Origin of the sequence: Enterococcus hulanensis (genome assembly GCF_005405485.1) — a bacterium.
In the GTDB taxonomy this organism is placed as follows: Bacteria; Bacillota; Bacilli; order Lactobacillales; family Enterococcaceae; genus Enterococcus_A; species Enterococcus_A hulanensis.
The window spans coordinates 306974-333275 of the sequence record NZ_BJED01000001.1 but is presented as its reverse complement, the minus strand read 5'-3'; the positions used below and the strand labels follow the sequence as shown (position 1 = coordinate 333275).

25 protein-coding genes are annotated in these 26302 nt (G+C 41.2%); 4 read left to right on the top strand and 21 right to left on the bottom strand.

Going from position 1 to position 26302, the window contains the following annotated elements:
• The first annotated feature begins 87 nt into the window (after positions 1–87).
• The gene (locus FFR60_RS01555) at positions 88–1635 is read left to right on the top strand and encodes a bifunctional metallophosphatase/5'-nucleotidase (protein WP_137662707.1); all 1548 of its coding nucleotides are present in this window, start codon (positions 88–90) and stop codon (positions 1633–1635) included.
• A 46-nt stretch (positions 1636–1681) separates the two neighbouring features.
• Here FFR60_RS01555 and FFR60_RS01550 read toward each other — a convergent pair whose 3' ends face one another.
• Complete coding sequence (locus tag FFR60_RS01550) at positions 1682–3397, bottom strand: ABC transporter ATP-binding protein (protein ID WP_137662706.1); 1716 nt, start codon at positions 3395–3397, stop codon at positions 1682–1684.
• 114 nt (positions 3398–3511) lie between these two features.
• Positions 3512–4969 (bottom strand): ATP-binding protein, encoded by a 1458-nt coding sequence (locus tag FFR60_RS01545; RefSeq protein WP_137662705.1) that lies wholly within the window; start codon positions 4967–4969, stop codon positions 3512–3514.
• 217 nt (positions 4970–5186) lie between these two features.
• Here FFR60_RS01545 and FFR60_RS01540 point away from each other — a divergent pair, with 217 nt between their 5' ends.
• On the top strand, positions 5187–6089 hold the full coding sequence (locus FFR60_RS01540) for a hypothetical protein (protein ID WP_137662704.1): 903 nt from the start codon (positions 5187–5189) through the stop codon (positions 6087–6089).
• A 56-nt stretch (positions 6090–6145) separates the two neighbouring features.
• Here FFR60_RS01540 and pnuC read toward each other — a convergent pair whose 3' ends face one another.
• The 12 genes from pnuC to FFR60_RS01480 form a co-directional block, all read right to left on the bottom strand.
• A complete protein-coding gene (gene pnuC, locus FFR60_RS01535) occupies positions 6146–6889 on the bottom strand; it encodes a nicotinamide riboside transporter PnuC (protein ID WP_137662703.1) in 744 nt (247 codons plus the stop codon).
• Positions 6890–6943: 54 nt separating this feature from the next.
• Entirely contained in the window at positions 6944–7651 is a 708-nt protein-coding gene (locus FFR60_RS01530; RefSeq protein ID WP_137662702.1) for a deoxynucleoside kinase, read from the bottom strand.
• A 207-nt stretch (positions 7652–7858) separates the two neighbouring features.
• The gene (locus tag FFR60_RS01525) at positions 7859–8863 is read right to left on the bottom strand and encodes an SIS domain-containing protein (protein ID WP_088935019.1); all 1005 of its coding nucleotides are present in this window, start codon (positions 8861–8863) and stop codon (positions 7859–7861) included.
• A 19-nt stretch (positions 8864–8882) separates the two neighbouring features.
• Entirely contained in the window at positions 8883–9938 is a 1056-nt protein-coding gene (locus FFR60_RS01520) for an SIS domain-containing protein (RefSeq protein ID WP_137662701.1), read from the bottom strand.
• Between the two features lie 15 nt (positions 9939–9953).
• On the bottom strand, positions 9954–10781 hold the full coding sequence (locus FFR60_RS01515) for a PTS system mannose/fructose/sorbose family transporter subunit IID (RefSeq protein WP_371852603.1): 828 nt from the start codon (positions 10779–10781) through the stop codon (positions 9954–9956).
• Entirely contained in the window at positions 10765–11553 is a 789-nt protein-coding gene (locus FFR60_RS01510; protein ID WP_137662700.1) for a PTS mannose/fructose/sorbose/N-acetylgalactosamine transporter subunit IIC, read from the bottom strand. Before FFR60_RS01510 ends, FFR60_RS01515 begins: the two co-directional genes overlap by 17 nt.
• Positions 11554–11572: 19 nt before the next feature.
• Complete coding sequence (locus FFR60_RS01505; protein ID WP_137662699.1) at positions 11573–12043, bottom strand: PTS sugar transporter subunit IIB; 471 nt, start codon at positions 12041–12043, stop codon at positions 11573–11575.
• Between the two features lie 21 nt (positions 12044–12064).
• Positions 12065–12484, bottom strand: a complete 420-nt coding sequence (locus FFR60_RS01500) for a PTS sugar transporter subunit IIA (protein ID WP_137662698.1) — start codon at positions 12482–12484, stop codon at positions 12065–12067.
• A gap of 81 nt (positions 12485–12565) precedes the next feature.
• The gene (locus FFR60_RS01495) at positions 12566–15337 is read right to left on the bottom strand and encodes a sigma 54-interacting transcriptional regulator (RefSeq protein ID WP_137662697.1); all 2772 of its coding nucleotides are present in this window, start codon (positions 15335–15337) and stop codon (positions 12566–12568) included.
• Positions 15338–15712: 375 nt separating this feature from the next.
• On the bottom strand, positions 15713–16369 hold the full coding sequence (locus FFR60_RS01490) for an ABC-2 transporter permease (RefSeq protein ID WP_137662696.1): 657 nt from the start codon (positions 16367–16369) through the stop codon (positions 15713–15715).
• Position 16370: 1 nt separating this feature from the next.
• Positions 16371–17216, bottom strand: coding sequence for an ABC transporter ATP-binding protein (locus tag FFR60_RS01485; RefSeq protein ID WP_137662695.1), 846 nt, complete (start codon positions 17214–17216; stop codon positions 16371–16373).
• A complete protein-coding gene (locus tag FFR60_RS01480) occupies positions 17216–17590 on the bottom strand; it encodes a GntR family transcriptional regulator (protein WP_137662694.1) in 375 nt (124 codons plus the stop codon). The genes FFR60_RS01485 and FFR60_RS01480 overlap by 1 nt, the downstream gene beginning before the upstream one ends.
• 183 nt (positions 17591–17773) lie before the next feature.
• Between FFR60_RS01480 and FFR60_RS01475 the strand changes: the two genes are divergently transcribed.
• Together FFR60_RS01475 and FFR60_RS01470 are read left to right on the top strand one after the other, a co-directional pair.
• Positions 17774–18628: an RNA polymerase sigma factor gene (locus FFR60_RS01475; protein WP_137662693.1), complete on the top strand. Its 855-nt coding sequence runs from the start codon at positions 17774–17776 to the stop codon at positions 18626–18628.
• Positions 18618–19310 carry a DUF2461 domain-containing protein gene (locus tag FFR60_RS01470; protein WP_137662692.1) on the top strand — a complete coding sequence of 231 codons (693 nt, stop codon included), beginning with the start codon at positions 18618–18620 and terminating at the stop codon, positions 19308–19310. The genes FFR60_RS01475 and FFR60_RS01470 overlap by 11 nt, the downstream gene beginning before the upstream one ends.
• 47 nt (positions 19311–19357) lie before the next feature.
• Here FFR60_RS01470 and FFR60_RS01465 read toward each other — a convergent pair whose 3' ends face one another.
• The 7 genes from FFR60_RS01465 to FFR60_RS01435 form a co-directional block, all read right to left on the bottom strand.
• Positions 19358–20914: a C39 family peptidase gene (locus FFR60_RS01465; protein ID WP_171004840.1), complete on the bottom strand. Its 1557-nt coding sequence runs from the start codon at positions 20912–20914 to the stop codon at positions 19358–19360.
• Positions 20915–21113: 199 nt separating this feature from the next.
• Complete coding sequence (locus tag FFR60_RS01460; RefSeq protein ID WP_137662690.1) at positions 21114–22328, bottom strand: MFS transporter; 1215 nt, start codon at positions 22326–22328, stop codon at positions 21114–21116.
• Between the two features lie 4 nt (positions 22329–22332).
• Positions 22333–23499, bottom strand: a complete 1167-nt coding sequence (locus FFR60_RS01455) for a M20 metallopeptidase family protein (RefSeq protein ID WP_137662689.1) — start codon at positions 23497–23499, stop codon at positions 22333–22335.
• 160 nt (positions 23500–23659) lie between these two features.
• Positions 23660–24028, bottom strand: a complete 369-nt coding sequence (gene dhaM / locus FFR60_RS01450) for a dihydroxyacetone kinase phosphoryl donor subunit DhaM (RefSeq protein ID WP_088935006.1) — start codon at positions 24026–24028, stop codon at positions 23660–23662.
• Positions 24021–24599, bottom strand: coding sequence for a dihydroxyacetone kinase subunit DhaL (gene dhaL / locus FFR60_RS01445; RefSeq protein WP_088935005.1), 579 nt, complete (start codon positions 24597–24599; stop codon positions 24021–24023). The genes dhaM and dhaL overlap by 8 nt, the downstream gene beginning before the upstream one ends.
• Positions 24600–24694: 95 nt before the next feature.
• Positions 24695–25678 (bottom strand): dihydroxyacetone kinase subunit DhaK, encoded by a 984-nt coding sequence (gene dhaK / locus FFR60_RS01440; protein ID WP_137662688.1) that lies wholly within the window; start codon positions 25676–25678, stop codon positions 24695–24697.
• Between the two features lie 23 nt (positions 25679–25701).
• Positions 25702–26241 (bottom strand): GNAT family N-acetyltransferase, encoded by a 540-nt coding sequence (locus FFR60_RS01435; RefSeq protein WP_137662687.1) that lies wholly within the window; start codon positions 26239–26241, stop codon positions 25702–25704.
• Positions 26242–26302 lie beyond the last annotated feature (61 nt).

Genomic DNA, 26302 nt, shown 5'->3' with positions numbered 1-26302 from the left:
TAATGAGGCCGATCGCAGCGAATGCTTCGGCCTCTTCTGTGTCATTGATGCAGAGTTAATACATATGATAACTAAGGAGACATAAGCATGAAACTTACTTTTCTTGAAACCAGCGATATGCACGGCTACGTTTATCCGACCGATTATTCTGGTAAGCAAAATCTAGCATTTGGCGCTGCCAAAGTTGCTGCTAAACTAAAAGAATTACGAGCGCAAGCCGCTGGACCGGTAATTGCAATCGAGAATGGTGATTTCATTCAAGGCTCCCCGTTGAGTTATTATCTTGCCAAAGAGAAATCTTCTGCTAAAGAACTGACGAAGCTGATTAATCTGATGGATTATGATGTTCAAGTAATCGGAAATCATGAGTTTAACTATGGCATTGATTATTTAAAGGAAGCCATTGAAAGTTATCATGCACCAGTACTGGCCGCAAATATTTTAAATGAAGCTGGACAGCCCTATTTCGGCCAAGCCTACACAATTATTGAAAAGGCTGGAATAAAAATTGCCATCTTAGGCTTAACCACAGAATACATCCCCCACTGGGAAAAACCGGAAACTCTCGCAGGTTTAACTTTTGCGAATATCGTTGAAACAGCCAAGAAATATGTTCCGCTTTTAAACCAGCAGGCAGATTTAGTAATCGTCAGTTATCATGGCGGCTTCGAAAAGGATCTGACAACGGGCGAAGCAACCGAAGCTTTGACAGGAGAAAATGAGGGCTACAAACTTTTACAGGAAGTTGAGGGCATCGATGCCCTTTTTACTGGTCATCAGCACCGGACGATCGCTGCAAAAATCAATGGCATTCCAGTCGTCCAGCCCGGCTACCGAGGCAATCACATTGGAGAAATCCAATTGACGATTGAAAAAAATGGTGATCGAGTCATGATCGTTGATAGTCACGCCGCCTTGCATACTGTCGAAAATGTGGCAGCCGATCCGCAGATTCTCTCGGCGATCGAACCGCTGGAATTAGAATTGGAGCATTGGCTGGATCAAACCTTAGGAGAAGTTGAAGGCGACATGCGCATCACGGACCCAATGCAGGCACGTTTGGAAGAACACCCCTATGTCGAATTTATCAATCGGGTGCAATTATCTGCCAGCGGAGCGGAGATTTCCGGCACTGCGCTGTTCAATAATGAAGGCAAAGGCTTTGGCAAAACGATCACGATGCGAGATGTCATTACTAACTATATCTATCCAAATACATTGGCCGTCATTAAGGTCAACGGTGCCGAACTGCGAGCGGCGTTGGAACAATCCGCCAACTATCTCGCCGTGGAAAATGACCAGATTGTCTTCAATCCGGCGTATATCCAGCCTAAACCGCAATACTATAATTATGATATGTATGAAGGCTTTCAGTACACGATCGATATGAATCAACCAGCCGGACAGCGAATTACGGAGCTGTCGTTCCAAGGTCACCCCATTACCGCTGAACAAGAATTTGAACTGGTAACCAATCAATACCGTGCAATCGGCGGCGGAAACTACGAAATGTTCGGCGCAGATAAAATCGTACGGGAAATCCAAATCGACATGACGGAATTGATTGCGGAGTATTTGAAAAAGCATCCAATAATCAAGGCTGAAGTCGATCATAATTTTAACGTGATTTTGTAAAAAACAGCAGGCGAAAAACCTTCAAAAAGTTTTTCGCCTGCTGCTTTTATTTTCTAAATTGAGCATCGTATAAATTACGATACGCGCCGCCTCTTGCCATTAACTCTTCATGAGTACCCTGCTCTAAGATTCCCTCAGAGCTGACAACCACGATCCGAGTCGCGTGTTTAATCGACGCTAATCGATGAGCGATGATCATTGTCGTTCGTCCTTTGGCTAACGAGTTCAAGGACTCCTGAATCACCTGCTCCGTTTCGGTATCTAACGCCGAGGTCGCTTCATCTAAAATCAAGATCGGCGGATTTTTCAAGAACATGCGGGCAATCGCGACCCGCTGTTTTTGACCACCAGAGAGTTTAACGCCCCGTTCCCCGATCTGCGTGTCGATTCCCTCCGGCATTTGTTCTAAGACAACATCAAGGTGCGCCAATTTGGCCGCGGGCCGAATCTCTTCTTCACTCGCATCTAAACGTCCATAAGCAATATTTTCGCGGATACTTCCCGGAAATAGAAAAACATCCTGCTGCACGATGCCGATTTGGTTGCGCAAAGAAGTCAGTGTCATGTCGCGAATCGGAATGCCGTCGATAGTTATTTCGCCACCTGTCACTTCGTAAAAACGCGGCAGCAAATTACACAACGTCGTTTTCCCTGATCCACTTTGTCCAACGAAAGCCACCGTCTCTCCTGTTTTAATCGAAAGATTGATATGATTCAGCACTTTTTTCCCATCAGCGTAAGAAAACGACACATCATCGTAATGGATGTCGCCGGATAAATGAGTCACGTCTATCGCATCAGGCTGATCAATAATAGTCGGCTTTTTGTCCAATTCTTCCGTCAGCCTTTTAAAGCCGGCGATGCCCTTTGGATAACTTTCGATCATATTATTGACCTTTTCGATTGGCCGCACAAAAACATTCGCCAGCAAAATAAACCCAACAAATTGTCCGTTTGTCAATTCCCCTTGAATCACATAATACGAACCAAAAATCAGCGTAAACAAATTAATTAACCGAATCAATAAATAATTATAGGCCGAGCTGATCGCCATGATTCGGTAAAACAGGATTTTCGATTTGCGATAGGCCTCGCTCAAGCCGCCAAACCGATGATACTCATATTCTTCGTTGGCAAAGGATTGTGTTACACGAATCCCGCTGACAGAAGCTTCAACGCCCGCATTGAATTCTCCTAAATCTTCATAAATCCGCGTATTTACATTGGTCATCTTTTTATTAAAAAACACTAAAGCAATCGTAATCAGCGGCAATACGGCAAAAGTGGCCAGGGCTAATTTCGCATGGGTGTTGAGCATTAATAAAAAGGAACCGACCAGCGTCATGATCGTGATAAAAATATCTTCTGGACCATGGTGAGCAACCTCGGAAATTTCAAACAGGTCCGTCGTCAGCCGGCTGATCAATTTTCCTGTTTTTTGATTGTCGTAATACTCATAGGGCTGGGTCTGCAAATGGGCAAATAACTCCCGCCGCATATCCGTTTCAATGTTGACGCCCAATTTGTGTCCAAAAAACACCACGATATATTGAAGAATCGTGTTTAACACATAAAATAAAAAGAGCGCCAAACAAGCCAGCAAAATAATCCGAAACTCCTTTTGCGGCATAATTTTATCAATGACCTGATTCACCGCAACAGGAAACGCCAGCTCCAATAATCCAGCAAATACCGCACAGGTGAAATCTAAAATAAACAGTCCTCTATACGGACGATAATAACTAAAAAAACGCTTTAACATTTTTGAACTCCTTTTTTCTATTTAAGTAAGTATAACAGATACTCAGCAAATTTTTTCCGCTAAAAAAGCTGTCAATACGATCGTATCAACAGCCTTTATCTTATTTCATATTAACTAAACCTCTTTAGGAAAGCGAACAACAAAAGTGGTTCCTTCATTTTTCTGACTTACCACCTCAATCGAACCGTTATGCAACCGCACTAATTCCTTCACGATCGACAAGCCAAGCCCTGACTCTCCTATTTTTGTATTTTTTCTGGATGGGTCGGCTTTGTAATAGCGATCCCAGATATTTTTCTGCTCCTCCTCCGTCATTCCGATCCCGTTATCTTCAACTGAGATAATCACATCGCTATCGGTTTCCTTGATGTCCACCTTTATTTCGCCGTCCTCAGTGAACTGGATGGCATTTTGAATAATGTTTACCATGATTTGAATGAAGCGATCGCGATCCGCAAAAACTTCGATCGGTCCTTCATTTAATAAAATGACTTGATCATTCATCGAAGCTGCCTTTTTACTTAATTGAGCGACAATATTTTTGATCTCCTCAGCAGCATCAAAATGAGTCTCAGACAAAGTGATTTGATGGCTTCTGATATTTTCGTAATCTAAATTCTGCTTCACTAAGCGAATCAAACGATCCGTTTCGTTTTGCATCAATGACACAGCTTTTCCCTTTTGGCTTTCTGGAATCGCGCCATATTCAAAGCCCTCCAATAACCCTTTGATCGTCGTCAATGGCGTCCGCATTTCATGGGAAGTATTGGCCATAAACTGTTTCCGCAATTCCTCCTGCCGGATGATTTCCATCTCGTTCACCTGCAAAGCTACCGTCATTTTATTGAAATCATGGGCCAACTCATTAAACTCGTCCTTATTATTTTTCTCTTCGATCTCGATTTCGTAATTTCCATTTGCGATTTGATTGACCGCCCGCTTTAAATCATTGATTTTTTTGACTTGTCCAGCTGCCAGCGCAAAGCTGATCGCCCCGCCAAATAATGATGAAATAATAAAACCCTTCAGCAAATTATCCGAAATTAATTTTTCACTGTATTCCAAATCCTTGGCTGACTTTGAGGCAATTAGAACACCCTCAACGTTTTCTGACAAATCAACTTTTGCCAATACATAAGAGGTTTGCTTGGGCTTGCCGTCTAGATCGCGTTTGATAGTTTTGTTAATCGGGAAGCCTTCCTTGATTTGCTGCCGATCCGAACTATCTAATATAGATTTTGAAACAGTAGAAATATAATCGGGATAAATAACCGTTCCTTGGCTATCGACAAAGACAAAGTTGATACTCTGATCCGCTAAAATCGTTTCAGCATAATGTAAGGAATTAATCAAATGCTCTTCCGGATGCGAATAATTATAGGAATTATCAAAATCATTGGTTTCTGGTTTGCTTAAAATATTGCCGACAGAGCGGAGATAGCCCCAAATCTGATTATAATTTTGATTGATCAGCGTCCGTTTATTGATATTTGTAAAGGAAACACCAATTAAAATTATCGTCAAAATAATAATAAGCCAAAAAGCCAGCAGCTGCTGATATAGATACCTCATGTTCATCCTCTTTTATCATTTTCTGTTTACCCTTACAATAACTTATTATCAAATTAAAATCTCATTATTCATTGAAATTTCAAAGAATATTCCTATTTAAATAAAGGTTTATCTTGCCAAAAACTATTAACTTTAGTATCACAAACCAAACCAGCTTTTCTATCTTCCGGCTGCATGCTACACTTGAAGTAATTTTAAATAAATGTGAGGTGTTGGTGTGATAAATGAAAAACAAACATTGGATACGGCATTACGATTAAAAAAAGCTGTGAGAGATCAGCGTTCGATTGAATCAGCAGAAATTCAGTCCTACTTAGAAAATTCAGAGGTCATCGCACAAATTTTAGCTGAGCCTTTCCGAACGGATACCTTCACTGGTCTGCGGAAGTTGGAATTTTTATTGATCGAGCTTTCAGAGATTCCTTATTTTGAACGTTTGGATCAGGTTCAGACAATGCTGGACACCTTGTATACTCATACCAATTTTGAAGAAGGCTTCTCATTAACTGGGAAACAAGCAGGCGTCTTAGCCTGCCATAATGCGCTTTGTACCCTGATTTTTCTTCGTGCCGGTAAAAAAGAGTGGGCGGAAAATGGTATTCAGTGGATCATTTCCTACTTTCCTTTTGCTAAGGCTGAACCGTCAAGCTGGCAGGGCAAAGACCTTTTTCAGCGCTTTGGCGGATGTGTCGGAAATTCTCCTTGCTATGACGGCTTGGTAAAATCAGTCAAGGCGCTTTCGGAATACGCTGCTAAATACGGCGACTTTCCAGGGCTTCAAGCAAAATTGAAACAGGGGTTGGATTATATTTTGGCCCATCGTGTGATTTTTCACCAGAACAGCGAAGACTATTTATATAATGATTTAGTTACACTCTTCTATCCCTACCCTTATCGAACCAATATTATCGAGGTTTTAGGTGTTATCAAGCAGGAAAAGCTGCTGGATCGGCCGGAATGTCAGGCTGCTAAGGATTTTTTGAAAACCAAGCAGCTGAATAATGGTAATTGGCATCCGGAAAAGATTTTTATGAAAAGCTCATGGGTGCCCTTTGATCAACTAAAGAAACCCGGAGCCTGGATAACCGACGAAATTGACTGGCTGTTAGCTGATGAATGACAAAAATAGAGGACAATGACGTGAAAAAACGGTCATTGTCCTCTATTCTATTTAAATTAGTGACTCAAATGATAATACTCTTCTTCCATCCGCTGCATTCTTTCCCGTTCCTTCTTGTTGTACCAAGGCGAAACAGTGAAGGCCAGCACATCATTGATCAGATAAACCGAACTGTTGACGAACATCGCCAAGCTTGCCGAGCCATGTCTGAATGACATATACCAAAGAACCATTTGCGCAAGCCCAGAAGCCAGCCACCAGAAATATTGATTATTGTAGCGCAGAAAGCTGATAATTCCCGCGCTCAAACTAATTGAAAAAGCAATCGCATCGATCCAAGGCCGCGGATCATCCGTAAAGCGCTGAATCAAAAAGCCCGAAACAAAATAGACCACGATCGTACTGATAATTGCTGTGAACCACGTTTTTCCGGTAAACTTGCGGATCTTCGCCGCCATATTGTGATTCCACTCTTTACTTAGCAAGACAGGAATATCCAACGTGATCATATAAGCAATCTGTTCGCCGATGCTTAAATAATTTTTTGCCGAATACCCTACATAAATAAAGCAGATCGCAGAAATGATTCCTAAAATACCATTGACCGATTTCGCCGCATTAATAGAAAGAATACATAATACACCTAAAGTCGTTCCGATAAATGTGATCACCGTAAGCAGTGTGATCGGCCGATTGACTAAGGTCATCACCTGACAGCCCAGACTAAAGAAAAATAAATAATAATTTTGCTGCGGCCAGCCTTTTAATTGGTGAAGTAAAAACTTGAAATAATTTAACATGATTGACTCCTTCTAAAAACGGTCGTTCTTTATTTGTTCAGAAAAATAGAACTACTAAAAAATCCCCTTTTCAATATTTCCCTTTGAATAATAATTAGAGTTCTTAAACTCCAACAAATTTAATTTGTTTGTTTCCTCCTTAATCTGCTTGATGACAGTTTCAGCCGCCTGCGGATCAGCTACAAAATCATAGCGGTCGCCGTCGATCTGAATTTTCGGACAGATCGTAAAGCTGTCGTACCATTTTTCATAGCGATCATTCACCATCCGATAATAATCGAAAAGCTCAGGATTCGTAGCAATCTGTTCATAGTCCCGACCGCGTTTTTCGATCCGTTCTAACATCACATCGAAAGAAACCTTAATATGAACCAATAAATCCGGTCTTTTTTTCGGTGCGGCAAGCTCCAATTCCTTTAACATCGTATCTAACAAATTATCGTATTGCAGAACTTCTTCTTTGTTCACTCGGCCCAGGTCAGCGTTCAAATGAAAAAGCAGACTATCTTCATAAATCGAACGATCCAATACATTATCGGCCTGCTTCAACGCATCCTTCATTGCCAAGAAGCGTTTATTTAAGAAAAAAATCTGCAGCAAAAAAGTATATTTTTCTGGATTCGAGTAAAACAATGGCAGTACCTCATTGTCATCCACATTTTCGTAAAATGGCCTTGAGTTCATTTCCTGCGATAACATATCTGTCAGGCTGCTTTTACCCGCGCCGATCGTGCCAGCTATAAGTAGCATCGTTTCATCCATCCCTTCATAGTAAACTAAATTTTTCTTTCAAATCCTTGATAATAGTACTCCTAATTCTCCGGGAAGTAAAGACTAGATTTTGTGTGTTTTTAGTTATATGCGAAAAAACAATACCATATATAGTGTTGTCGGATTCAAGATAATGAAGGTGCTTTCTTGCCCAATCACAAAAGAAAACCCCTTCGCTTTCGCAAAGAGGTTCAATGTTTAATAATCAAATTGACGATAGTAACGACGAATATCTAATGGATGGCAATTCAATTTCTCAACATGTGCGTCGATACGCTGTGTTACACAGTGCATCAATAGATGCGGCAACACTCGACCGCGATTTTTTTCGCTGATGCCTTCAATTGGATAATCTTTTGAATCGATAAACGTATAGTTTCCACAAATCCGCGGCAATAAATTTTTCACCCGTTCCGCTAATGGACGTTGCTCATCTTCACCTAAGAACAAGGTTACCGGCGTCGTTTCATCTACAATTTCTAAGGTGCCGTGCAGGAATTCTGCAGCATGGATCGATTTTGAGCGCAGCCAGCTTTGTTCTTCCCAATAGCACATCGCGTATGAATAAACTGCGCCCCACTGGTTGCCGGCTCCAACAAAATAATGCATGTCATCATGGCGATGTTTTTCAGCAAATTCTCGGCCAAAGTCCTCGGCTTGTTTTTCAGCCTCAACTAACCCTTTTGGTAAATATTTTTCTAATTCGGCATAATATTCAGCATAGTCAGGAAAATCCCCATTATTGTGCATTAAGCGATCAGCTGCCATAAAGAATTTGATCTGTTCTGTTCCCGGAGCTGGATACGTAATCACATGATCGCAGCTTTCAGCAAGGCTTGTTCCAGCTGTATCAACAAAGCCTAGCAGCGTTGCTCCAACTTCTTTGATTTCAGCGACAGCCTTCACGACTTCTTCCGTTGTCCCAGTCACCGAAGAAAGAATCACCAACGAATCTTTAGTCAGTCTGCGGTTGCCAGTAGTGTAATACTCCGCTGCATGCTGTACGTAGACCGGCAGATCACTGCGTCCATTGATATACGTTACCGCCTGCATAGCTGAGGCATAAGTTCCCCCAATGCCTAGATAATAAATATTGTCGTAGCCTTTTTCCCAAACCTCATCAATAATTTTTTCTACCTGCGGACGTAATTCTAATGCTCCTTGAATATCGTCAATCTGCTGCTGCTCATTAAATTTCAACATGTTCTTATCTCCTCAAAATTTATATTTTACTTTTTAATACTGAATCAAAATCATCAAAAATCCGTTTGCTCAAATCAATTCCCTTCGCCGTTGCCGTACGATAAGCCAGCAGCTGAAATGGAATGATCAATAATAATGGAGAAAAAATCTCCGAAACGCTAACAGCTAAGCCCAAAACATTCTGATCAGAGCTTTTTTCTGTCGTCACCTTCAAAACAGTACCAACATATTCATTCATATAATCTGCCAATGCTTGTGATCGAGCTTGATTGCTGCTTGGCGTTTCAATAAAGAACAGTGTATGTTCCCAATCGGCCTCTAAGTAAGGACCGTGCATATAAGCCTCCAGCTCGAAGCCTTGACTCGGCCTGCGAACAGTCTCGGTGAATTTCGTTTCAAATTCCTTCGCTGTTCCCCAATTCGGACCATAACCCAATGCGACAAAGCGTCCGCCAAGTTTTAATAGCTGTTCATGTTTTTCAAAAAAGCCATTGGACTGGTCGATCACACTTTGAATATTGCTGATTATTTCATGCAGCTCCTGCTTTAATTTCTTCAAGCGGCCCTCATCGATCTGGGCTTTAGACACCCCGACTTTGATCGCCAGCAAAATCAGCTGCAAGACCGTTGCCGAAAAACCTTTCGTGACAAAACCGACCGTTTCGATCCCCATATTCAGATCAATCACTTGGTCAGCGACCTGAGCAATCGGGCTCTCTCCATCACTTGTCAAAACGATCCGCTGAATCTTGCTATTAGCCAGCTTCTTCATCGCATCGATAGTAGAAGCACTTTTGCCGCTTTGAGAAACACCGATAATCGTGTCGGTGCTTTTTATTAATCGACCATAATGATTGAAATTATAAGGTTCTTCAATTGTGATACTGACATCCGCGATTTTTTCAAAAGCTATCTTAGCAGATAGACACGCATTATATGAAGAGCCGGTCGCTAAAATTGTTACAGTGTCCATTTTCGCAAGCTTGAGATCACTAGAAAAATCATAGTCATTCAAAATCTTCGTCAATGCTTCTTGCTCTTGATTGATATAATCAAGCATCGTCATCGTTGCCATACTATCCCTCCATTTTTAAAAGAAGCCGATCCATGAGCCCAGGATTCCGAAAATAGCTAAGCCTAATAAAATCGTCAGAGCTTTGACTTCTTTTTTCAGTAAATAGAAGACTGCTCCAAAGGCACCCAGTGATAGAATTCTTGGGACGATGTCGTCAAAAATACTTTGGACTGTCACCGCATTTTCACCTGTACCGATCTTCAAAGGAATATTGATATCGATCATGGAGGCTGTCATACCGCCGACCACCATCAAACCAATGATTGAAGCACCAAGTGTCAAGCTGCCCATCATGCCGTTTTCTTGGATTTTCTTTAAGAAGCCGGTACCCAGTTTATAGCCCCAGCTCGTGCCAAAATAGCGGAACAATAAATGAGGGATATTAAAAATCAGCACGAACAAGATCGGACCTAAAATATTTCCCTGCATCGCTAATGAAGTTCCAACACCAGTAGCGATCAAACGCAAGGTTCCCCAGAAGAACGAATCACCGATCCCAGCTAATGGTCCCATCAAAGATGTTTTGATGTTATCAATCGTCGAAACATCAAAATTCGGATCATTCGCATTTTCCTCTTCCATCGCTGCATTGATCCCTAAGATCAAGGTCACGATATGCGGTGTCGTATTAAAGAACTCCAAATGACGCTTTAATGCCGAAGACATACTTTCTTTGGTCTTGTATAATTTCTTCAAAATAGGAATCATCGCGTAGCAATAAGCCAGATTCATTTGTCGTTCGTAGTTCCAAGAAAACTCCATTTGGAATGAACGCCAAAACACTTTACTCAAATCCTTCTTAGTGATTTTCAACTCATTATTCTCATTAGAAGTCATCATCATCCACTACCTCCCCGGTTGAAGTTTGCGCAGTATTATTCTGCGCACCACGCACGTTCATAATATTTACGACAACGACTGCCACGATCGCACCGAAAATAGCGATCCCCGTCACCGGAATTTCTAAATAAGCAGCCAGCGCAAAGCCTAAGAAGAAGTATGGCGCAACCTGTTTGTTGATCAGCAAGCGAGCAAGCATTGCAAACCCTAGTGCCGGGATCAAGCCAGTCGCAACAGATAATCCGTGCTGAATAAATTCAGGAATCATATCCAATAAATTACCGATCGTCTTACTACCCACCATAAATGAGATCATCACGACTAGACCAAGCATCAAAGAAAGTCCAAAACCGGCCGTCAAATGCATCCGTTCAACGCCTTTATAGTCTCCATCTTCCGCGTACTTATCAGCTTTTTGGTTCATGATCGGAATCAAGATCCCAAGATAAATATTTTTCAAAATCAATGTCAGTGTCGCAATCGGTAACCCCAACAGCAAAGCAGTCTCCGTACCGGCACCAGCCGTAATGGCAAAAGCCGTTCCTAAAACACCGCCTGTAACAACATCCGGCGGAATCGCTGCGCCTACAGAGAATGAACCAATAAATGCTAATTCCAATGTCGCTCCCATAATAATGCCAGCCTTGATATCCCCTAATACGATCCCGGTAAATAACCCCGTAACGATTGGACGAGATAACAAAGAGGTACCTAACGCGTACTCAGACTGAGCGATAAATGCGACCACTCCAAGTAAAATTGCTTGAATGAGCATATTTTTTCAACCTTTCTTTTTAAAGAACTTCAGTAACAGCCACTTTTTTATCTGTCGGGACTTGTCGGATTTCAACTTCGATCCCTTTATCCACCATTTCCATCAGTAACGTCTCCTCTTCAGGCAAAACATTCACTGCTTTTCCGATACTTCGCGTTCCTTCTTTGGCTTTGATTCCGCCTAAGTTGATTTTTTGGATCTGCGGATAAGCGTCGGCTAGTTTTTTTGCGTCGGCAATTGATTCCACTACGATAAATAATTTGTATTTATCTGTGACGCCGCTCTGTAAAGCCGCGATCGAATCCTCGATATTTTTAATGACTAATTTTACGCCCTGCGGTTTAGCCAGTTTGATGGTCGTTTTTCGCAGCTCATTTACCGGAACATCATCATTGGCGATCAAAATGCAATCGGCCCCTAAGCCCTGTGTCCACGAAAAAGCAACTTGCCCATGAAGCAAACGATGATCCACTCTTGTTAATAAAATCATTTTTTATCCCTCCGTTTTTAATTAAAATTCCTCTTCTTCTAATTCACCGCTGATCAGCGGATTGCAAAATTGAATCGACTGCTTGGATGTTTCCAATGACATTTCAATCAGCTTCGGAAGTGATTCCGCTTGCTGAAGCTGCATGGATAATTCCACCAAAAATGGTAAATTCATCCCAGCTACCAAATAAAAATTTGACCGATCGATATGTGCTAAGAATTCATTATTGACACTGCCGCCGAATATATCCGTTACGACCACTAATTCATACTCTCGATAACGCTCCATTAGTTCCTTTACTTCTTTTTCTAAATCAAAGCTTTCCGTCAAATAGCAATCCAGCGCTTCAATCGCAAGCTGGTTTCCGCAAATCAGCTCCAAAGAAGAATTTATTCCCGACGCTAACTTCCCATGTGACGCTAGAACTAGCTTTCTTTCCAATACTATTCACCTCTCAATCTCCTCTACACCTTAATAAAAGCAAGCGGTGTGCCAACTTTAGTGGCGCACCGCCTGCTTTTATTAAAACTCTTCATCTGTCATGGATGTATCTGCATTTTTATAGACAATATCAAAAATATAAGCGATCTCAGAATCCGGGATCGTGACACTATAATCCTTCTCAATGACACTAAAGGCCTGTTTGATGATTTCCAGCAGTTCTTTTTGACACTGATACAAATCGGAATAACCTTCATAGGTTTCGATTGGCACATTTCGGATCAGGCGCTCGATCAAACAGCTGACATGAACATACAGCGCCAATTTTTTGGCGTTCGAAAGCTGGATTCTCCCAGCTAATTCCAAATCGCGCATGAAGAGATCCACTTCACTCATGACTTTGTCCGTATCCAGGATCGTCACTGAATCGATCACCTTCTCCAGAGAGAAATTACGAATCACATTCGTATTGAAAATCTGATTTTCCTCTGCTGTCATCACTGGCGCCAGCCATTCGGTTAATACTTTTTGTTCATCCCCTGAGATTAATTCCTCCAATGATAAATACGGCATCTCTGGAATTTTCGGATCATCAGTTCCAATAATCCCTAAAACGTCATAGATAGAAAAAACTGTCTCATCCAGCTTTTTTTCTTCCAAGACACGGTATTCATACGGCAGTATCTTCAGCTCACATGTGCCAGGCAGACTTTTCTCAAGTAAATGACAGATCTGAGTCGCCGTTCCAATGCCTGTTTGGCAAGTGGTCAATAACGCTTTGGTCCGGTTTTCCTCTGGATAAATAATTTCCCAGTCAAAAGTCGCTTCCGCCGCTGATTTACTGGCGAGTTCCGCTAATGTTCGCTGGTGCTTGATATTTTCTCCAATCGCAATTGCCAGCGGGGTGGTGACATTGTTCATGATAACGATCGGTACATTGATCTGCTTAGGAAAATATTGGTAAATTTCCTTGAGGCTGCCCATGTCGACTAAAATCACTAATCCATTGGAAATATCGTTATTTTCACTATAATCCAATATTTCTTCGGCGATTTGCTGGGGTGTGACATCCAGCGGCATATCAAAGGATTCAAAAATATCTTTGCCTAAAAAGCGATTTGCCACATTGGCGATACTGCTGGCAGTCGCATAGCCATGAGCCACAATCACGGCCTTCGCCATCCCCTGTTCTTTTGTCCAATCCGCCTTTTTCAAGTACAAGGTCAAAACGATTCGATCCATCGCTGATATTTCGATATCGATCTTGGGTCTGCATAGCTCGAGGATTCGCTGCACATAATGATAACTGGCAGGATAAGCCTCCGAAATCTGTAATTCAAGCTGACGAATCAGCTCCATGATTTGATTGTCCTCCGGAAACCAGCGATTGGCGCCTCTTTGAAACAGATAGTAGCCCACCGCATACACACTGTTTCCATTAAACTTGATTTGATAGGCGCTTTCCATCTGCCGAAAGGTTTCCCGAACATATTGAGTCAAATAAAGCAGCATCTCATGCTTTTGCTGGCGATCCGTTTCAAACAGCAGGTAATCAAACAACTGATCCACGATTTCCTTCAGCTTCAAATGACAGTCATTCAGCTCACCGTGAGATTTCTGATATTCCAGAATCATTTTAGTAAACGAATCTTCCACTCGTTTTTGACTTTGCGTATTTTTCAGCATCAAATTATCTAGTCTGGAATCACTATGGATCACTACCTCCTCCGGCAGTGATGTCTGCAAGTTTTGAGTATTCATAGAAAGCAGTGATTCAGGCAGATGATAAATCGTTAGTTTGATCTGCTGACTATCCTTAGCTTCAGACAGAGCCTTCGCTGCCATGACCCTGATAATATTTTTCAGCTCACCGATATTGCCTTTGAAATTCCCGCTGGCTAACAGCTCCAGCGTTTGCCCTGTAATTATCAGCTCACGTTTGATTTTCGCCTGCTCGCTGATCAAGAAGGAATAGATCAGTTCCAAGCGCTCGTTTCTCGCTCTTTGCTGCAAGGCTGGAATCGTTACTTGAATCGGAATCCGCCGAATAAATGTATTTAAGAACGTACTCGTCAAATCTTCCGTTGTCGCAAAAAACAATCGCGTGCGAACCTTAATCGGATGATTCGTATCTCCCATACGATAAATTTCACCTTGGTCTAAATAGGTGAAAAGCTTTTCCTGTCCTTCAGCATTCAAGCGGTGAACCTCATCTAAAAACAAAATTCCGCCATCCGCCGATTCAAAAGCCCCTTTTCGATCAGAATCGGCGCCTGTATAAGCACCTTTGACACTGCCGAACAGATTACTGGTCAATAGCTCTGGATTATTGGCATATTGAGCGCAGTTTAACGTGATAAACGGCGCATCCTCCGGCAGAAGCTCCTTTTGAATGCAATAATGATGGATCAATTTTACTAAATAGCTTTTCCCGGTACCGCTCTCCCCGTTGATCAATACAGGCAAGCCGCCATCCGGATAATTTAGCGCTGCCTTGATTTGATCAATCACGCGATTCAAGCTCTTATCATGACCAATCAAGAGAGAAAAGAAATCCTGTTCCTGGCCGAACATCGGCTGCTCGGCCAACACAGCTTGAACGCTTTCATAATAATTTTCGTTCAAAGCAAAGAACTGCTTTTCAAAAGCCCCTTTGTGAAAATAATAAACCGGCCGCGAATTTATTTTCACTAGCTGCCCACCTTCAGTCAGCTGATTCAGATACTGGCTTACCGTATTTCGTTTTACTTTAAAAATTTCCGCCAATTTTGAAGCGGTAAACAATTCGCTTAAATCATCTAAGTTGAGAAAAGCTGTTTGATTCTTCAAATAATTCAATAATTCCTCTTTCATAGACTTTCCCCCTTCCCTTTATATTAAAAAAAGCCAGAATAAAGTCAATCTTATCTTTTTTAATTCAAAATTAAAAAAATCGAAAAAAGCCTTTTCCACTGTTATTTATAACGAAGCTTTCTACTATACAGTAAGCAATCCGCGTGCCAAGCAGTGTCTGTGATTTTCCCTTTTAGACACTATGCGAAAAAAGAAAAAAAGTTCAACACTTCGAAAGAACTTTTAGACTGTTGGGGAGAGTGTTGAGTAAATTTATTCTTTATACTAAATAGTAGACAATGCTCCTCAAATTAATAAAATAAAAAAAAGGTCCTGTACTTAATGTACATAGACCTATTTGAAATTCACTAAAATATTACGAGATGACTGAACTGGCTATAACTCTTTCTTCTCAAGAATTTTAAGCGATAGCAGATAAGAAAGAACACCGACTACTCCTCCTGCAACAACTCCGCCTGTCAGCATTAACCAAAGCGGCGTATCAGAGATTCGCTGTAAAATCGCATTTAGATCGATCCCTAATCTTGCGATCACTGATTTGCCTAAGTAAGCACAAAAGAAAATCACAGCCATCAGAAGAATCATGATCATTCGACTTTTCTGTTCCCCGAATTTGAAGTAAACAGGCATCATCAAGCTAATGTAAAATAAGCCGACGATGAAAAGACTGACTAAAGTAAACCAAAATTCTTCTAAATTAACTGTTTTCCCTTGAATCCCCGTCATGCTAAAAACAATTATCACAGAAATCACTAAAGCCAAAATTGAACTAATAAGCGCTAACGAATATTTTTGTAAAGCATATTTTTTTCGCGAGATTGGCAATGTAAACAAAAACGCCAGACCATGATTCATCTCATCATAAGTAACCGTGGTAAAAATCAATGTAACAAAGAAAAAGAGCATCAAAGCCGGTACGATCGCCAAACTTTCAAGATTATAAGAATTCATTACCGTCAGAAAAATAATCGCTAAGAAAAATAATTTTTGTTTTGCCAGTAATTGGAGATCCTTCACATACAACCCTTTCATTTTAATTTCCTCCCATCATCATTAAAACAATTTCATCAATATTGGCTTTTTCAACCACAACCTCCGGATAATTTTCACGATAAAATTGGCGCTGTTTCGTCAAACATTGATACCCAAAGCTGGCGGGAAAAGCTTTCTCGATATAAGCCTTATCCAGATCAGTATATTGATCGGCCGTCACTTTTAGAATACCATATTCGTCTAATAAGACATCTGTATCTTCATTCAAAATAATTTTTCCTTGATCAATAAAATACAAAGAATCGCAAAGCTGCTCCAAATCTGTTGAAATATGTGAACTGATCAAAATACTGCGGGAGTCGTCTTGCTCAAGGTACTCTTGCAAAAGACTCAATATTTCTCCGCGAGCAATAACATCCAAGCCAGCAGTCGGCTCATCCAAAATCAACAGCTCTGCTTTGTGACTGATCGCGATCAAGACATTTAGCCGAGCCTTCATTCCGGTGGAAAAATCCTTCACCGGTTTGTTTAAAGGAAGCTGAAAATCCTCACATTTAGCTAAGAAAAAATCTTTTTCAAATTGAGGATAGAAATTTTGCAGCATGGAAGTAATCTCTTTGATCGAAAAAAGTTCGTTAAAACCTGATTCAGCTAATGAAATTCCCAAGCGCTGCCGATCTTTATCCGTAATTTTATCGATGGGCTTCTCGAAAAGCTCGACAGTTCCTCCTTCATGAGGAATCAACCCCAGAGCGATTTTGAACGCTGTACTTTTCCCCGCGCCGTTTCGTCCAACTAATCCGACGATTTGCCCTTTAGAAAGGGTCAAAGAACAATCCAATTGAAAATCTTGATAGTCTTTTTTTACATTTTTTAGTGTAAGCATTATGATCCCTCCAGTATTAGTTCCATCAGTTCCTTCAAGTCTTGATCGCTCATTCCTACCAGCCGTGCCTTCGTGACTATTTCTTCCAGTTCGTTTTGGATCGCTTTGAGCTGTTCCTCCCATTTCAATGATGGATTAACCCCGCAAACAAAGCTTCCTTTTCCGTGGACTGTGGCGATCATCCCCTCTTGATCCAACGCGTCATAGGCTTTTTTAACTGTCAACGCACTGATTTTCAGCTCTTTTGCCAAAGACCGAACCGAAGGCAATGGATCATTTTCTTCCAGCTCACCTTTAATAATCGCTCCTTTTATCTGTTCTACCAGCTGCTCGTAGATAGGCGTCATCGATGAGTGTTGAATAATTAATTTCATGACCAATTCACCTCTTCGTAAACAGTGTATAACAGTGTATATCAGTTGTCAATGTCCGAATTTTTTTTGCTTCTATTTTTTATAGTCAGCACCAAAGGAATCTGCCAAAATAAAGATAGCAATTTCAAAATTCCGGTCACACCCGACCGCTTTATTTGTCTAAATAGTAAAGGAGGTAAAAAAATGGAAGAGAATCCAGAAAAACAGTTAATCCAAGCTTCATTGGATGGAGATACCGATTCGCTGGCAGTTTTACTAGCGGAGGTGAAAAACAGCGTATTCAATCTTTCCTTACGAATGTTGGGAAATGTTTTTGACGCTGAAGATGCCACACAGGAAATATTACTAAAAGCTGTCACGAACCTGTCATCGTTTAATCAGCAAAGCCGTTTTAATACTTGGGTTTACCGGATCGCAGTCAACTATCTGATCAATGATCACAAAAAACGCGCGTTTCGCGAACAACTGACCTTTGATCTTATGGGGAAGGATCTTGAGCAGCCCATTCCAAAGCTTGACCAGCAATTTTGCGAGCTAGAAGAAACAGAATTGGCTGAAGAACTGAAGCTCTCATGTACCAATATCATGCTGCAATGTCTCGGTCCGCAAGATCGGTGTATTTTCATCTTAGGGACGATGTTTAAAATGAAGAGTCAGCTAGCTGGCGATTTACTCCAGATGTCCCCTGCAACTTATCGGAAAAAACTTTCCCGCATAAGAATCAGAATGGGAAATTTTTTGAATATCTATTGCGGAGTTGCTGGCGGAAGCTGCGATTGCAAAAAAAGAATCCCTTTTGCGATTCAGCAAAAGCGACTCAACCCGTCACAACTCGATTATTCATCTTTAAAAAAATTGGATCTGGCAGAAATTATGCAGCAAAAAAGCAATATGGAGTTTTTAGATGAGCAAACCCTTCTATTTGAAACTTTGACTCACTACCAATCACCCTTTGACCCTCAGAAATTTTTGAAGGAATTGCTGGAGTCAAAACAATTATCAGAATTAATCACCGAGGAGGCTATTTATGACCTATGAAAAAATGTTTAACTACTTGGCGGCACTAGAGCAAAATAATCATCAGGAATGGTTTCACGAGACAAAACAAGAACGAATGAACGCAGTCGCAGAATTTAATCAATTAATCGATACTCTTTCACAGCAGCTTCATGAAAAAGATCCGGAAATCCCTCTGGTTCCAGCGAAAAAGCTGACATTCAAACTGAATCGTGATACCCGATTCAGTCACGATAAATCACCCTATAATCCTGTCTTCCGTGCCCATATCGGACCAAATGGAAAAGCGCCAATCCCTTGCGGCTATTTCATCTTTTTGAAACCAAACAATCAGTCCTTCTTAGGCGGTGGTTTATTTGCGGATATGTTTTCTGAAGCCACCGACCTGATTCGCCAAGCTCTGATCGAACACGAGACAGAATTTTTAGCTATTATCGAAAAAAAAGAATTCAAAAAATATTACCATGTGATGGGTAAGCAATTAAAACGAATGCCGCGAGGATATGAATCTTATGCAGATTCTCCGATTGCTGAATATCTGAAATTCAAGAATATGTATCTGGAACTTCACATAAGCGATCAGGAAATTCTCACATCAGACGATTTTGTTCAAGAAACCGTTGAAAAATTTCTATTGATGAAAGAGTTCAATCACTTTTTAAATTCTGCACTAAAGGATTTTCATTTCCCCGAACGAAAGTAAGTTAAGAAACAAACAGCCAACCGCTTGCTAAACGGTTGGCTGTCTGTTTATCTCACCACTACGGCGGATTTTCTTAAATTATAACTTGCTTCGAACTTGCTGGCGGATACCCAGTATTTCCCAGAATTCGGATCAGAGATGTGATAGGTATTGTTCGATTCGTTAAAACCATCCAAGGTGACGATATGCGCATTATCGATTCCCGTTCCCCACCAATATTTTCCATAAGCGGGCTTCGCGTAATTACCGGTCACGTAAACAACGACTGGATTGCCTTTACGTAATTCATCCTTCAATGTTTCAACGGAACTGCCAGAAATGTCGGCAACTTTTCCATATTTATTTCCCCATTGCGCCAATGGTTTTGCATAAATTGATTGATAAACATTGTTCATGATTTTGTCTGGCTTTCCAGCAAATCCATTATTAGGATTATTATTAGACGATAACGGCATTTCCTTGATAAAGCTTTTCAGATTGTAGTTTTTAGCGTAGCCTTTCTTTTGCAAAGCCTGCAAGAGTGACGCCGCTTCACACCCCATCGGATAGCCACTACTATTTTGATTGATATATGGCGCGTTTAATAAAACGTAAGAAGCCACACTTTGTGAACCGCCTGAAGTATACCAAGCAATTCCTTCATTGCGCCAACCTCTTTTGACCAAATCATTTCTTTCACTTAAAAGCATCGTGTAATGATGCGAGCCAGCACCGCGGGCATTGGGATTAAACACACGATACATCGGCTGACCGGATTTCGGTGTTTTCCAAGCAATCCCTTCATAACGCCAACCATGTTTTTTCAGATTATCCCGCTCTTTAGCGCCTAAAGTATAGAAATGCTCACCAGAATTCGGGTTGTATAAGCGGTACAAATCATTCCCTGTTCCGTCAACGTACATACTGATACCTTCATTGCGCCAACCAAGTCGGACTAAGTAATCACGTTCACCAGCATTCATCGTATGAAGATGTTCACCAGAATTCGGATTATACACACGATAGATCGCGATCCTCGCAGCTTTGGCTGTTGCGGCTCTGCTGGCCGCAGCCGGTGAAGATTGTGTCGTCGCTTGGGTTGAGGAACTTGTTGCTTGTTTTTCTGCTGGCTGACTTGCTTGAGTCGCAGCACTTTTTGCTGGAACATCGACAGTCTTCTCAGAACTTGTTGCAGTTTCTGCTTGAACCTCATCAGTTGGTTCAGTAGTTTCAACCTCGACTGATTCTTCTGTTTTTGGATTTTTTGCTTCATCGCTGTTCTGTGCTTGAGTGTTAACCTGTTCTTCAGCAACATTTGCTGCAAGCTCTGCTTGGGATAAAACAGCTTCTTCAGACACAGCTTGAACAGATTCATTTGCCGGATTGTCTTTTACTTCATCCTCGCTTAATGGAGCGCTTACTTTTTCTGTTGGAACATCCAATGATTCTGAACTAACTGGTACTTCCTCGACAACCTGTTGAACTTGCGGTGTTTCGATTTCATCCGCATGCACTTCAGTATTATCGGCGGCAAACCCAATCGCACTTAAAACTCCTAAAAAAATTATTGGAGCGATCAACCAATTTTTACCCTTTTTATACATTTTAAAGCGTTTCTTTTCCATTCTCATCCTCCTTAAAAAATTCGAATTAATTATAAATAGCTTTTTTATCTACCTGTAAAAAAATCATTAACACAAGTATATTCTAGCAAATTACTATTCAATCTTACAGATAATTATTATTAAGAATGCCTATTATAATTTTGTAATAAAAAAAGCCATCAGAATAACTGATGACTTTCAGGAAAATAAATATCTCTTCTTATTTTTGATGCTCTAATTCCACGGCTGCCTCTTTAGTATCTTTGGTCTGAATAGCTAGTGAAACAATCCCAGCCAAAATAAATACTAAGGCAATAAAACTGAATGCTCCACCGTAGGAACCACTCGCATTAACCAGCCAGCCAATGATCATTGGTGCAAAGAAGCCGCCGGAAACGCCGATCGCATTAATAATCGAATATTTAGTAGAAACTTCTCGTTCAGCAAAAAGCTTCACTGGCAAACTCATCAGCGTAGCGAAACTGATACTGGCTGCCGCCACTGCGATTGCCAAAAAAATCATACTTAAAACTAAAGAGTGACTTCTAGCCAGCAAGAAAGCGACTATTGCCCCCATTGTCGATGCAACTAAAATGACCTGCTTTTCTCGATCTTTAAAATAGCGACCAATCATCGAACCGGCAAACATCGCACTAATCATCATTACCAAACCGATCAACGCACTCATCATCGCCATTTTATTCATCGTCAAACTAAATTCATCTACTAAATAGGAAGCAATCCAACCGGTCATGCCGTAGACAGCCGCATTAATGAAAAAGGCCGCAAATACCATGATCCAAACATTTCGATCTTTAATCACCTCAAAGAAGGAAATATTTGCTTGATTAGCAGAAACGATTGGCTTTCCCGACGATTTTGGAATTCCTTTGATCATCAATAGTCCAATCACTATTACGATCCCGCCATAAATAAAGTACGTCATTTTCCAGCCTACTAAGGTTAATAACGGGGCGACCAATATTGGGCCGACGATCCCGGCAAAACCAGAAGATGCGATCATAGAAGATTGAACCGGACCTCGTTTGTCTGGCTCCACTTCCTTTGTCACGAAGGCACTGACCGCCGACGGATACCCAGCATGTGCAAATGAGCCTGCGGCAAAACGAACAAACAGTAAATATAAAAAGGAAAATCCCATTCCTAAGCAAATCATTAAAAGTCCGATCAAGAATACCGCAAAAATCATGATCTTACGACTGCCCAAACGATTGCCTAAAAAACCGAAAGGAATCTGAAATAGCGTATAACCTAAGAAAAAGGCACTCAAAATCAATCCCTTTTGTCCTGCATCAATTCCTAAATCCTGTGCAATCGGAATTACTGACAAACTGATAATATTTTTATCAAGATAAACACAAGTATAGCCTAGAAATATCAAGATCAACGAACGATTTATTTTACTTTTACCCATAGGCTTAGACGCTTTCTAAATAGCTCAAGGCAGCTTCGACATAAACATTTGCACCAAATTCTAATACACTTTCATCTAAGACGATTTTTGGATTGTGTAGCATTAATTCTGTATCTGCAGCTGTAATAAACATTGTTGTAGTTGGGATTTGATGACTGATTTCGCCAAAATCTTCGCTTCCCATCATCGGCACGGCCATAGGCGATTGTTTTAAAACATTTGAAGGAAAGACGTTTTCTAATCCGGCCTTGACAGTCTCAGTTACGTTCTGATCAATTTCATTACTGCAGCAGCCATTCGTGAAATCGATCGTGACCTTTGCTCCAAAGGCCTGTCCAATCGCTTCAGAAATTTCTACCATTCTTTTCTTGATTTGCTGACGGACTTCTTCTTTTAACGTCCGCAGTGTTCCTTTCATAAATGCTGAATTAGGAATGACATTTGAAGACCCTGGTGTACCGCCAACAAATTCACCGATCGTTAATACGAAACGTTCAGCCGAACTAATTTCCCGAGCAGAAAGAGTTTGCAGTGCATCATAAATTTTGGTAGCTACATTGATTGGATCAATCGAAACCTCCGGCATTGAGCCATGGCTGCCAACACCTTGAACTTTGATTTCGAACCAATCCGCACTGGCCATAAAGGTTCCAGCTGGTGCTACAAAAACATTTCCTAATGGCAAATCTTTAAACGGAAAGACATGAATCATTGCTCCGGCGTCAACCTTAGGATTCTCTAATACACCAGCGTCTATACAATCCTTCGCTCCTTGCAAAATTTCTTCCCCAGGTTGGAAAAGTAATTTCACAATACCTTTCAATTCGTTCTCTCGTTCCTTTAAAATTTTCGCAGCGCCTAATAGCATAGTGGTATGCATATCGTGTCCGCAAGCATGCATTGCACCATTTACTGAACGGAAAGGCAGATCGTTGTCTTCCGTCAATGGAAGCGCATCCATATCTCCTCGCAATAAGAATACTCGCTCTCCTTGGCCTATGGTGCATGTGATACCCATTTGACCGCAAGCTTGCGGCTCGTACCCGTACTCCACTAATTTTTGCCAAACGAATTTCTTAGTGGCCGGCAGATCCATTCCAACCTCTGGATTTTGGTGCAGGTGGCGACGGATTTCTACCAATTCTTGTTGCATTGATGTTTCTTTGGTCATTTTGATTCCCCCTTTGAAAAAGAGGATAGCATAATATCGATCTTAATAATTTTTTTTTTTGGAAAGGTCGCAAAAAAAAAACAGCATGTTTTCATTTTAGGTGTAATTTTAAACAAAAAAAGAGCCAGTTTCACCTGACTCTTCAAATTATTTAAAAAGACTATTTTATTTTCAATTCTGCTAATTGTTTTTCAATTTCTTCCTCTTTGGCATCGGCTGCCAACAAGGCGCAAGCAGTATAAGCACTTTCGACCAAGGCGGTATCAAATAGTGTAACCTTTTTATCTGTCATTTCAATAGCCATTTCCAAATTCATTTTTGCACTGCCAAGATCATAAAAAGCTAATAACTCATCAGCAGAATTTTCCTCGATGGCTTGTGAGATTCGCTCCATCGATGTCCCAATACCGCCATCTTCCAAACCTCCGGCAGTTGTAACAGGAACATCCTTCGCGACTTCACCAATCAATCTTTTCAGTCCTTCGGGAATTTCCTTCGTATGAGAAACTAATACGACGCCTCTACTCATTGAAAACACCTGCCTCGATCATCGACTCAAAGAAATAAGCTGACGACATTGCACCAGGATCAATATGACCAATCGAACGCTCGCCGACATAGGATGCACGTCCTTTTGTTGCTTTCATATTTTTTGTTGTTTCAACAAGAATTTCGATCGTTGCTGGGTTCAAAGTACCGTTATTTAAATTTTCGACTGCAGGTACCCATAAATCTAGCATAGTCTTTTCTCCGGCCGTCGAATTTCCACGCTTTTCGATACCAGCGATGGCTGCCTTCAGCAGCATTTCTGGATCACTTGTCTCTTTGCTGGCCTTCATCATTTCCATCATAGCTGTTCCATATAGAGGACCTGATGCCCCACCAACTTTGCTGATCAGCGCCATGGCAGTTGCTTTGAAAATATCCGGCAGCTCGCCAGACAGATCCGCCGCCATTACCGCGTCCATGCCGCGAGCCATATTATTCCCGTGGTCGCCGTCGCCGATCGGTGTATCTAGTTCACTTAAATAATCCTTTTTGATTTGAATCTTTTCATTGAATAATTCTAATGTTTTACGCAAATTTTCTGGTGTAAACATGATGTGCCTCCCTATTCGTGCTAATATCGTCTATCATTCTGACGTAAGTTATTCGAAATGACAGCCTTAAATATTTTTTGTTCTGCCTGCGATAATTACCAAGCGATTGTGTGAACCGGCTCATTTAATAATCGTAAGCGTTCATCATCTAATTTGATCATCGTGATTGATGCGCCTGCCATTTCAAGAGAAGTCATATAGTTGCCGACTTTATTAAAAGTAAGCTCAATTCCTTCCTCGGCAAGGATACTCTTCGCATCATTGAACATAATAAATAGTTCCATCAATGGTGTGGCTCCCATGCCATTGACAAATAATCCGTATTTATCGCCTTTTTGCCAATTGAATTCGGCTTTCAATTTGCCAATAATTTCTTTGGCGATGTCGTAAGACGGTTTGATTTTTTCTCGACGATAGCCGGGTTCGCCATGAATCCCAACACCGAATTCGATTTCATCATCTGCTAAAACAAAACCAGGCTTGCCAACTTCTGGAACGGTCGCGCCAGATAAAGCGATCCCTACTGTTTTGATGTCCTTCACTAACTCTTTACCATAACTAGCCAATTCTGAAACTGATTTTCCTTCACGGGCCATACCGCCTAAAATTTTATGCACTAACACTGTTCCTGCAACTCCGCGGCGCCCCTGTGTATATGTGCTGTCCTCAACGGCAATATCGTCATCCACTAAGACCGAATCTACTTCGATATCATCCATTTCAGCCAAGTCTTTTGCCATATCAAAGTTCATCACATCGCCAGAATAGTTTTTAACGATCATCAACGTCCCTTTGCCCTTGTCCGTTGCCTTAATCGCTTCGTGAATTTGATCTGGTGTTGGTGAAGTGAAGACCTGACCACACACCGCAGCACTCAACATGCCATCGCCTACAAAGCCGGCATGAGACGGTTCATGACCACTGCCCCCGCCGCTGACCAATGCGACCTGATCAAAGTCATCACTGCGGGCAACAACTAATGTTTCAGGAACTTGCTTCACATAATCTGGATACGCGCCAACTAATCCACTGACCATTTCTTCCACGACATTTTTCGGATCATTGATTATTTTTTTCACTTGTTTTTCCTCCTTAGTTCGCTTCAGGTATTTTTTCCTTCATAATCTTCTCTCAGCAAACCATACACATACGTGTCCTGCCAAAGCGGCGTACCGTCTGCAGCTTGATTGAAGAAGATATTTTTTCTTAAATGACCTTCTCTTTTAAAGCCCAATTTTTCTAATAACTTCCAAGAAGCTTGATTATCCGGATGACATTCCGCAAAAACTCGATGCGCTCCTTGTGCGAAGATTCGATCAATCATCATCGAAACAGCTTCATAGGCATAACCTTGATGTTGGAAGTCATAATGAAAGACAAATCCGACTTCCCAGCTATCCTGTATGACTTCCTCAAGATAAATGTTGCCGATCACTTTATTTTTCAGGCACACTGCCCAAAACACCTCAGACTCGCTATGATTCTGAGCGATCTCAATACTTTGCACCTGATTGATCGGTTCATAGGGCTCATATTTCACCACCCGCGGATCTGATAGATACTCCAATAAATCAGACCAGTCGCCTGGCACAAATCTTCTAATGGTTAGTCGTTTTGTTCTTATCGTTTTCGTTCCTTTCATAAAATTTCATTCTGCATTAAAAACACACTAGGGTAATAGACAAATTCTATTACCCTAAAAA

Excerpts from the sequence above, each read along its gene's own strand:
- FFR60_RS01555 (WP_137662707.1), top strand. The coding sequence starts at position 88 with ATGAAACTTACTTTTCTTGAAACCAGCGATATGCACGGCTACGTTTAT.
- FFR60_RS01515 (WP_371852603.1), bottom strand. The coding sequence starts at position 10,781 with ATGATGATGACTTCTAATGAGAATAATGAGTTGAAAATCACTAAGAAG.
- dhaL (WP_088935005.1), bottom strand. The coding sequence starts at position 24,599 with ATGTTTACACCAGAAAATTTGCGTAAAACATTAGAATTATTCAATGAA.
- FFR60_RS01470 (WP_137662692.1), top strand. The coding sequence starts at position 18,618 with ATGACCTATGAAAAAATGTTTAACTACTTGGCGGCACTAGAGCAAAAT.
- FFR60_RS01435 (WP_137662687.1), bottom strand. The coding sequence starts at position 26,241 with ATGAAAGGAACGAAAACGATAAGAACAAAACGACTAACCATTAGAAGA.
- FFR60_RS01505 (WP_137662699.1), bottom strand. The coding sequence starts at position 12,043 with ATGATTTTATTAACAAGAGTGGATCATCGTTTGCTTCATGGGCAAGTT.
- FFR60_RS01455 (WP_137662689.1), bottom strand. The coding sequence starts at position 23,499 with ATGACCAAAGAAACATCAATGCAACAAGAATTGGTAGAAATCCGTCGC.
- FFR60_RS01460 (WP_137662690.1), bottom strand. The coding sequence starts at position 22,328 with ATGGGTAAAAGTAAAATAAATCGTTCGTTGATCTTGATATTTCTAGGC.
- FFR60_RS01525 (WP_088935019.1), bottom strand. The coding sequence starts at position 8,863 with ATGTTGAAATTTAATGAGCAGCAGCAGATTGACGATATTCAAGGAGCA.
- FFR60_RS01490 (WP_137662696.1), bottom strand. The coding sequence starts at position 16,369 with ATGAAAGGGTTGTATGTGAAGGATCTCCAATTACTGGCAAAACAAAAA.
- FFR60_RS01530 (WP_137662702.1), bottom strand. The coding sequence starts at position 7,651 with ATGGATGAAACGATGCTACTTATAGCTGGCACGATCGGCGCGGGTAAA.
- FFR60_RS01485 (WP_137662695.1), bottom strand. The coding sequence starts at position 17,216 with ATGCTTACACTAAAAAATGTAAAAAAAGACTATCAAGATTTTCAATTG.
- FFR60_RS01520 (WP_137662701.1), bottom strand. The coding sequence starts at position 9,938 with ATGGCAACGATGACGATGCTTGATTATATCAATCAAGAGCAAGAAGCA.
- FFR60_RS01465 (WP_171004840.1), bottom strand. The coding sequence starts at position 20,914 with ATGGAAAAGAAACGCTTTAAAATGTATAAAAAGGGTAAAAATTGGTTG.
- FFR60_RS01495 (WP_137662697.1), bottom strand. The coding sequence starts at position 15,337 with ATGAAAGAGGAATTATTGAATTATTTGAAGAATCAAACAGCTTTTCTC.
- FFR60_RS01510 (WP_137662700.1), bottom strand. The coding sequence starts at position 11,553 with ATGCTCATTCAAGCAATTTTACTTGGAGTGGTCGCATTTATCGCTCAG.
- dhaM (WP_088935006.1), bottom strand. The coding sequence starts at position 24,028 with ATGAGTAGAGGCGTCGTATTAGTTTCTCATACGAAGGAAATTCCCGAA.
- FFR60_RS01475 (WP_137662693.1), top strand. The coding sequence starts at position 17,774 with ATGGAAGAGAATCCAGAAAAACAGTTAATCCAAGCTTCATTGGATGGA.
- FFR60_RS01550 (WP_137662706.1), bottom strand. The coding sequence starts at position 3,397 with ATGTTAAAGCGTTTTTTTAGTTATTATCGTCCGTATAGAGGACTGTTT.
- FFR60_RS01480 (WP_137662694.1), bottom strand. The coding sequence starts at position 17,590 with ATGAAATTAATTATTCAACACTCATCGATGACGCCTATCTACGAGCAG.
- FFR60_RS01545 (WP_137662705.1), bottom strand. The coding sequence starts at position 4,969 with ATGAGGTATCTATATCAGCAGCTGCTGGCTTTTTGGCTTATTATTATT.
- pnuC (WP_137662703.1), bottom strand. The coding sequence starts at position 6,889 with ATGTTAAATTATTTCAAGTTTTTACTTCACCAATTAAAAGGCTGGCCG.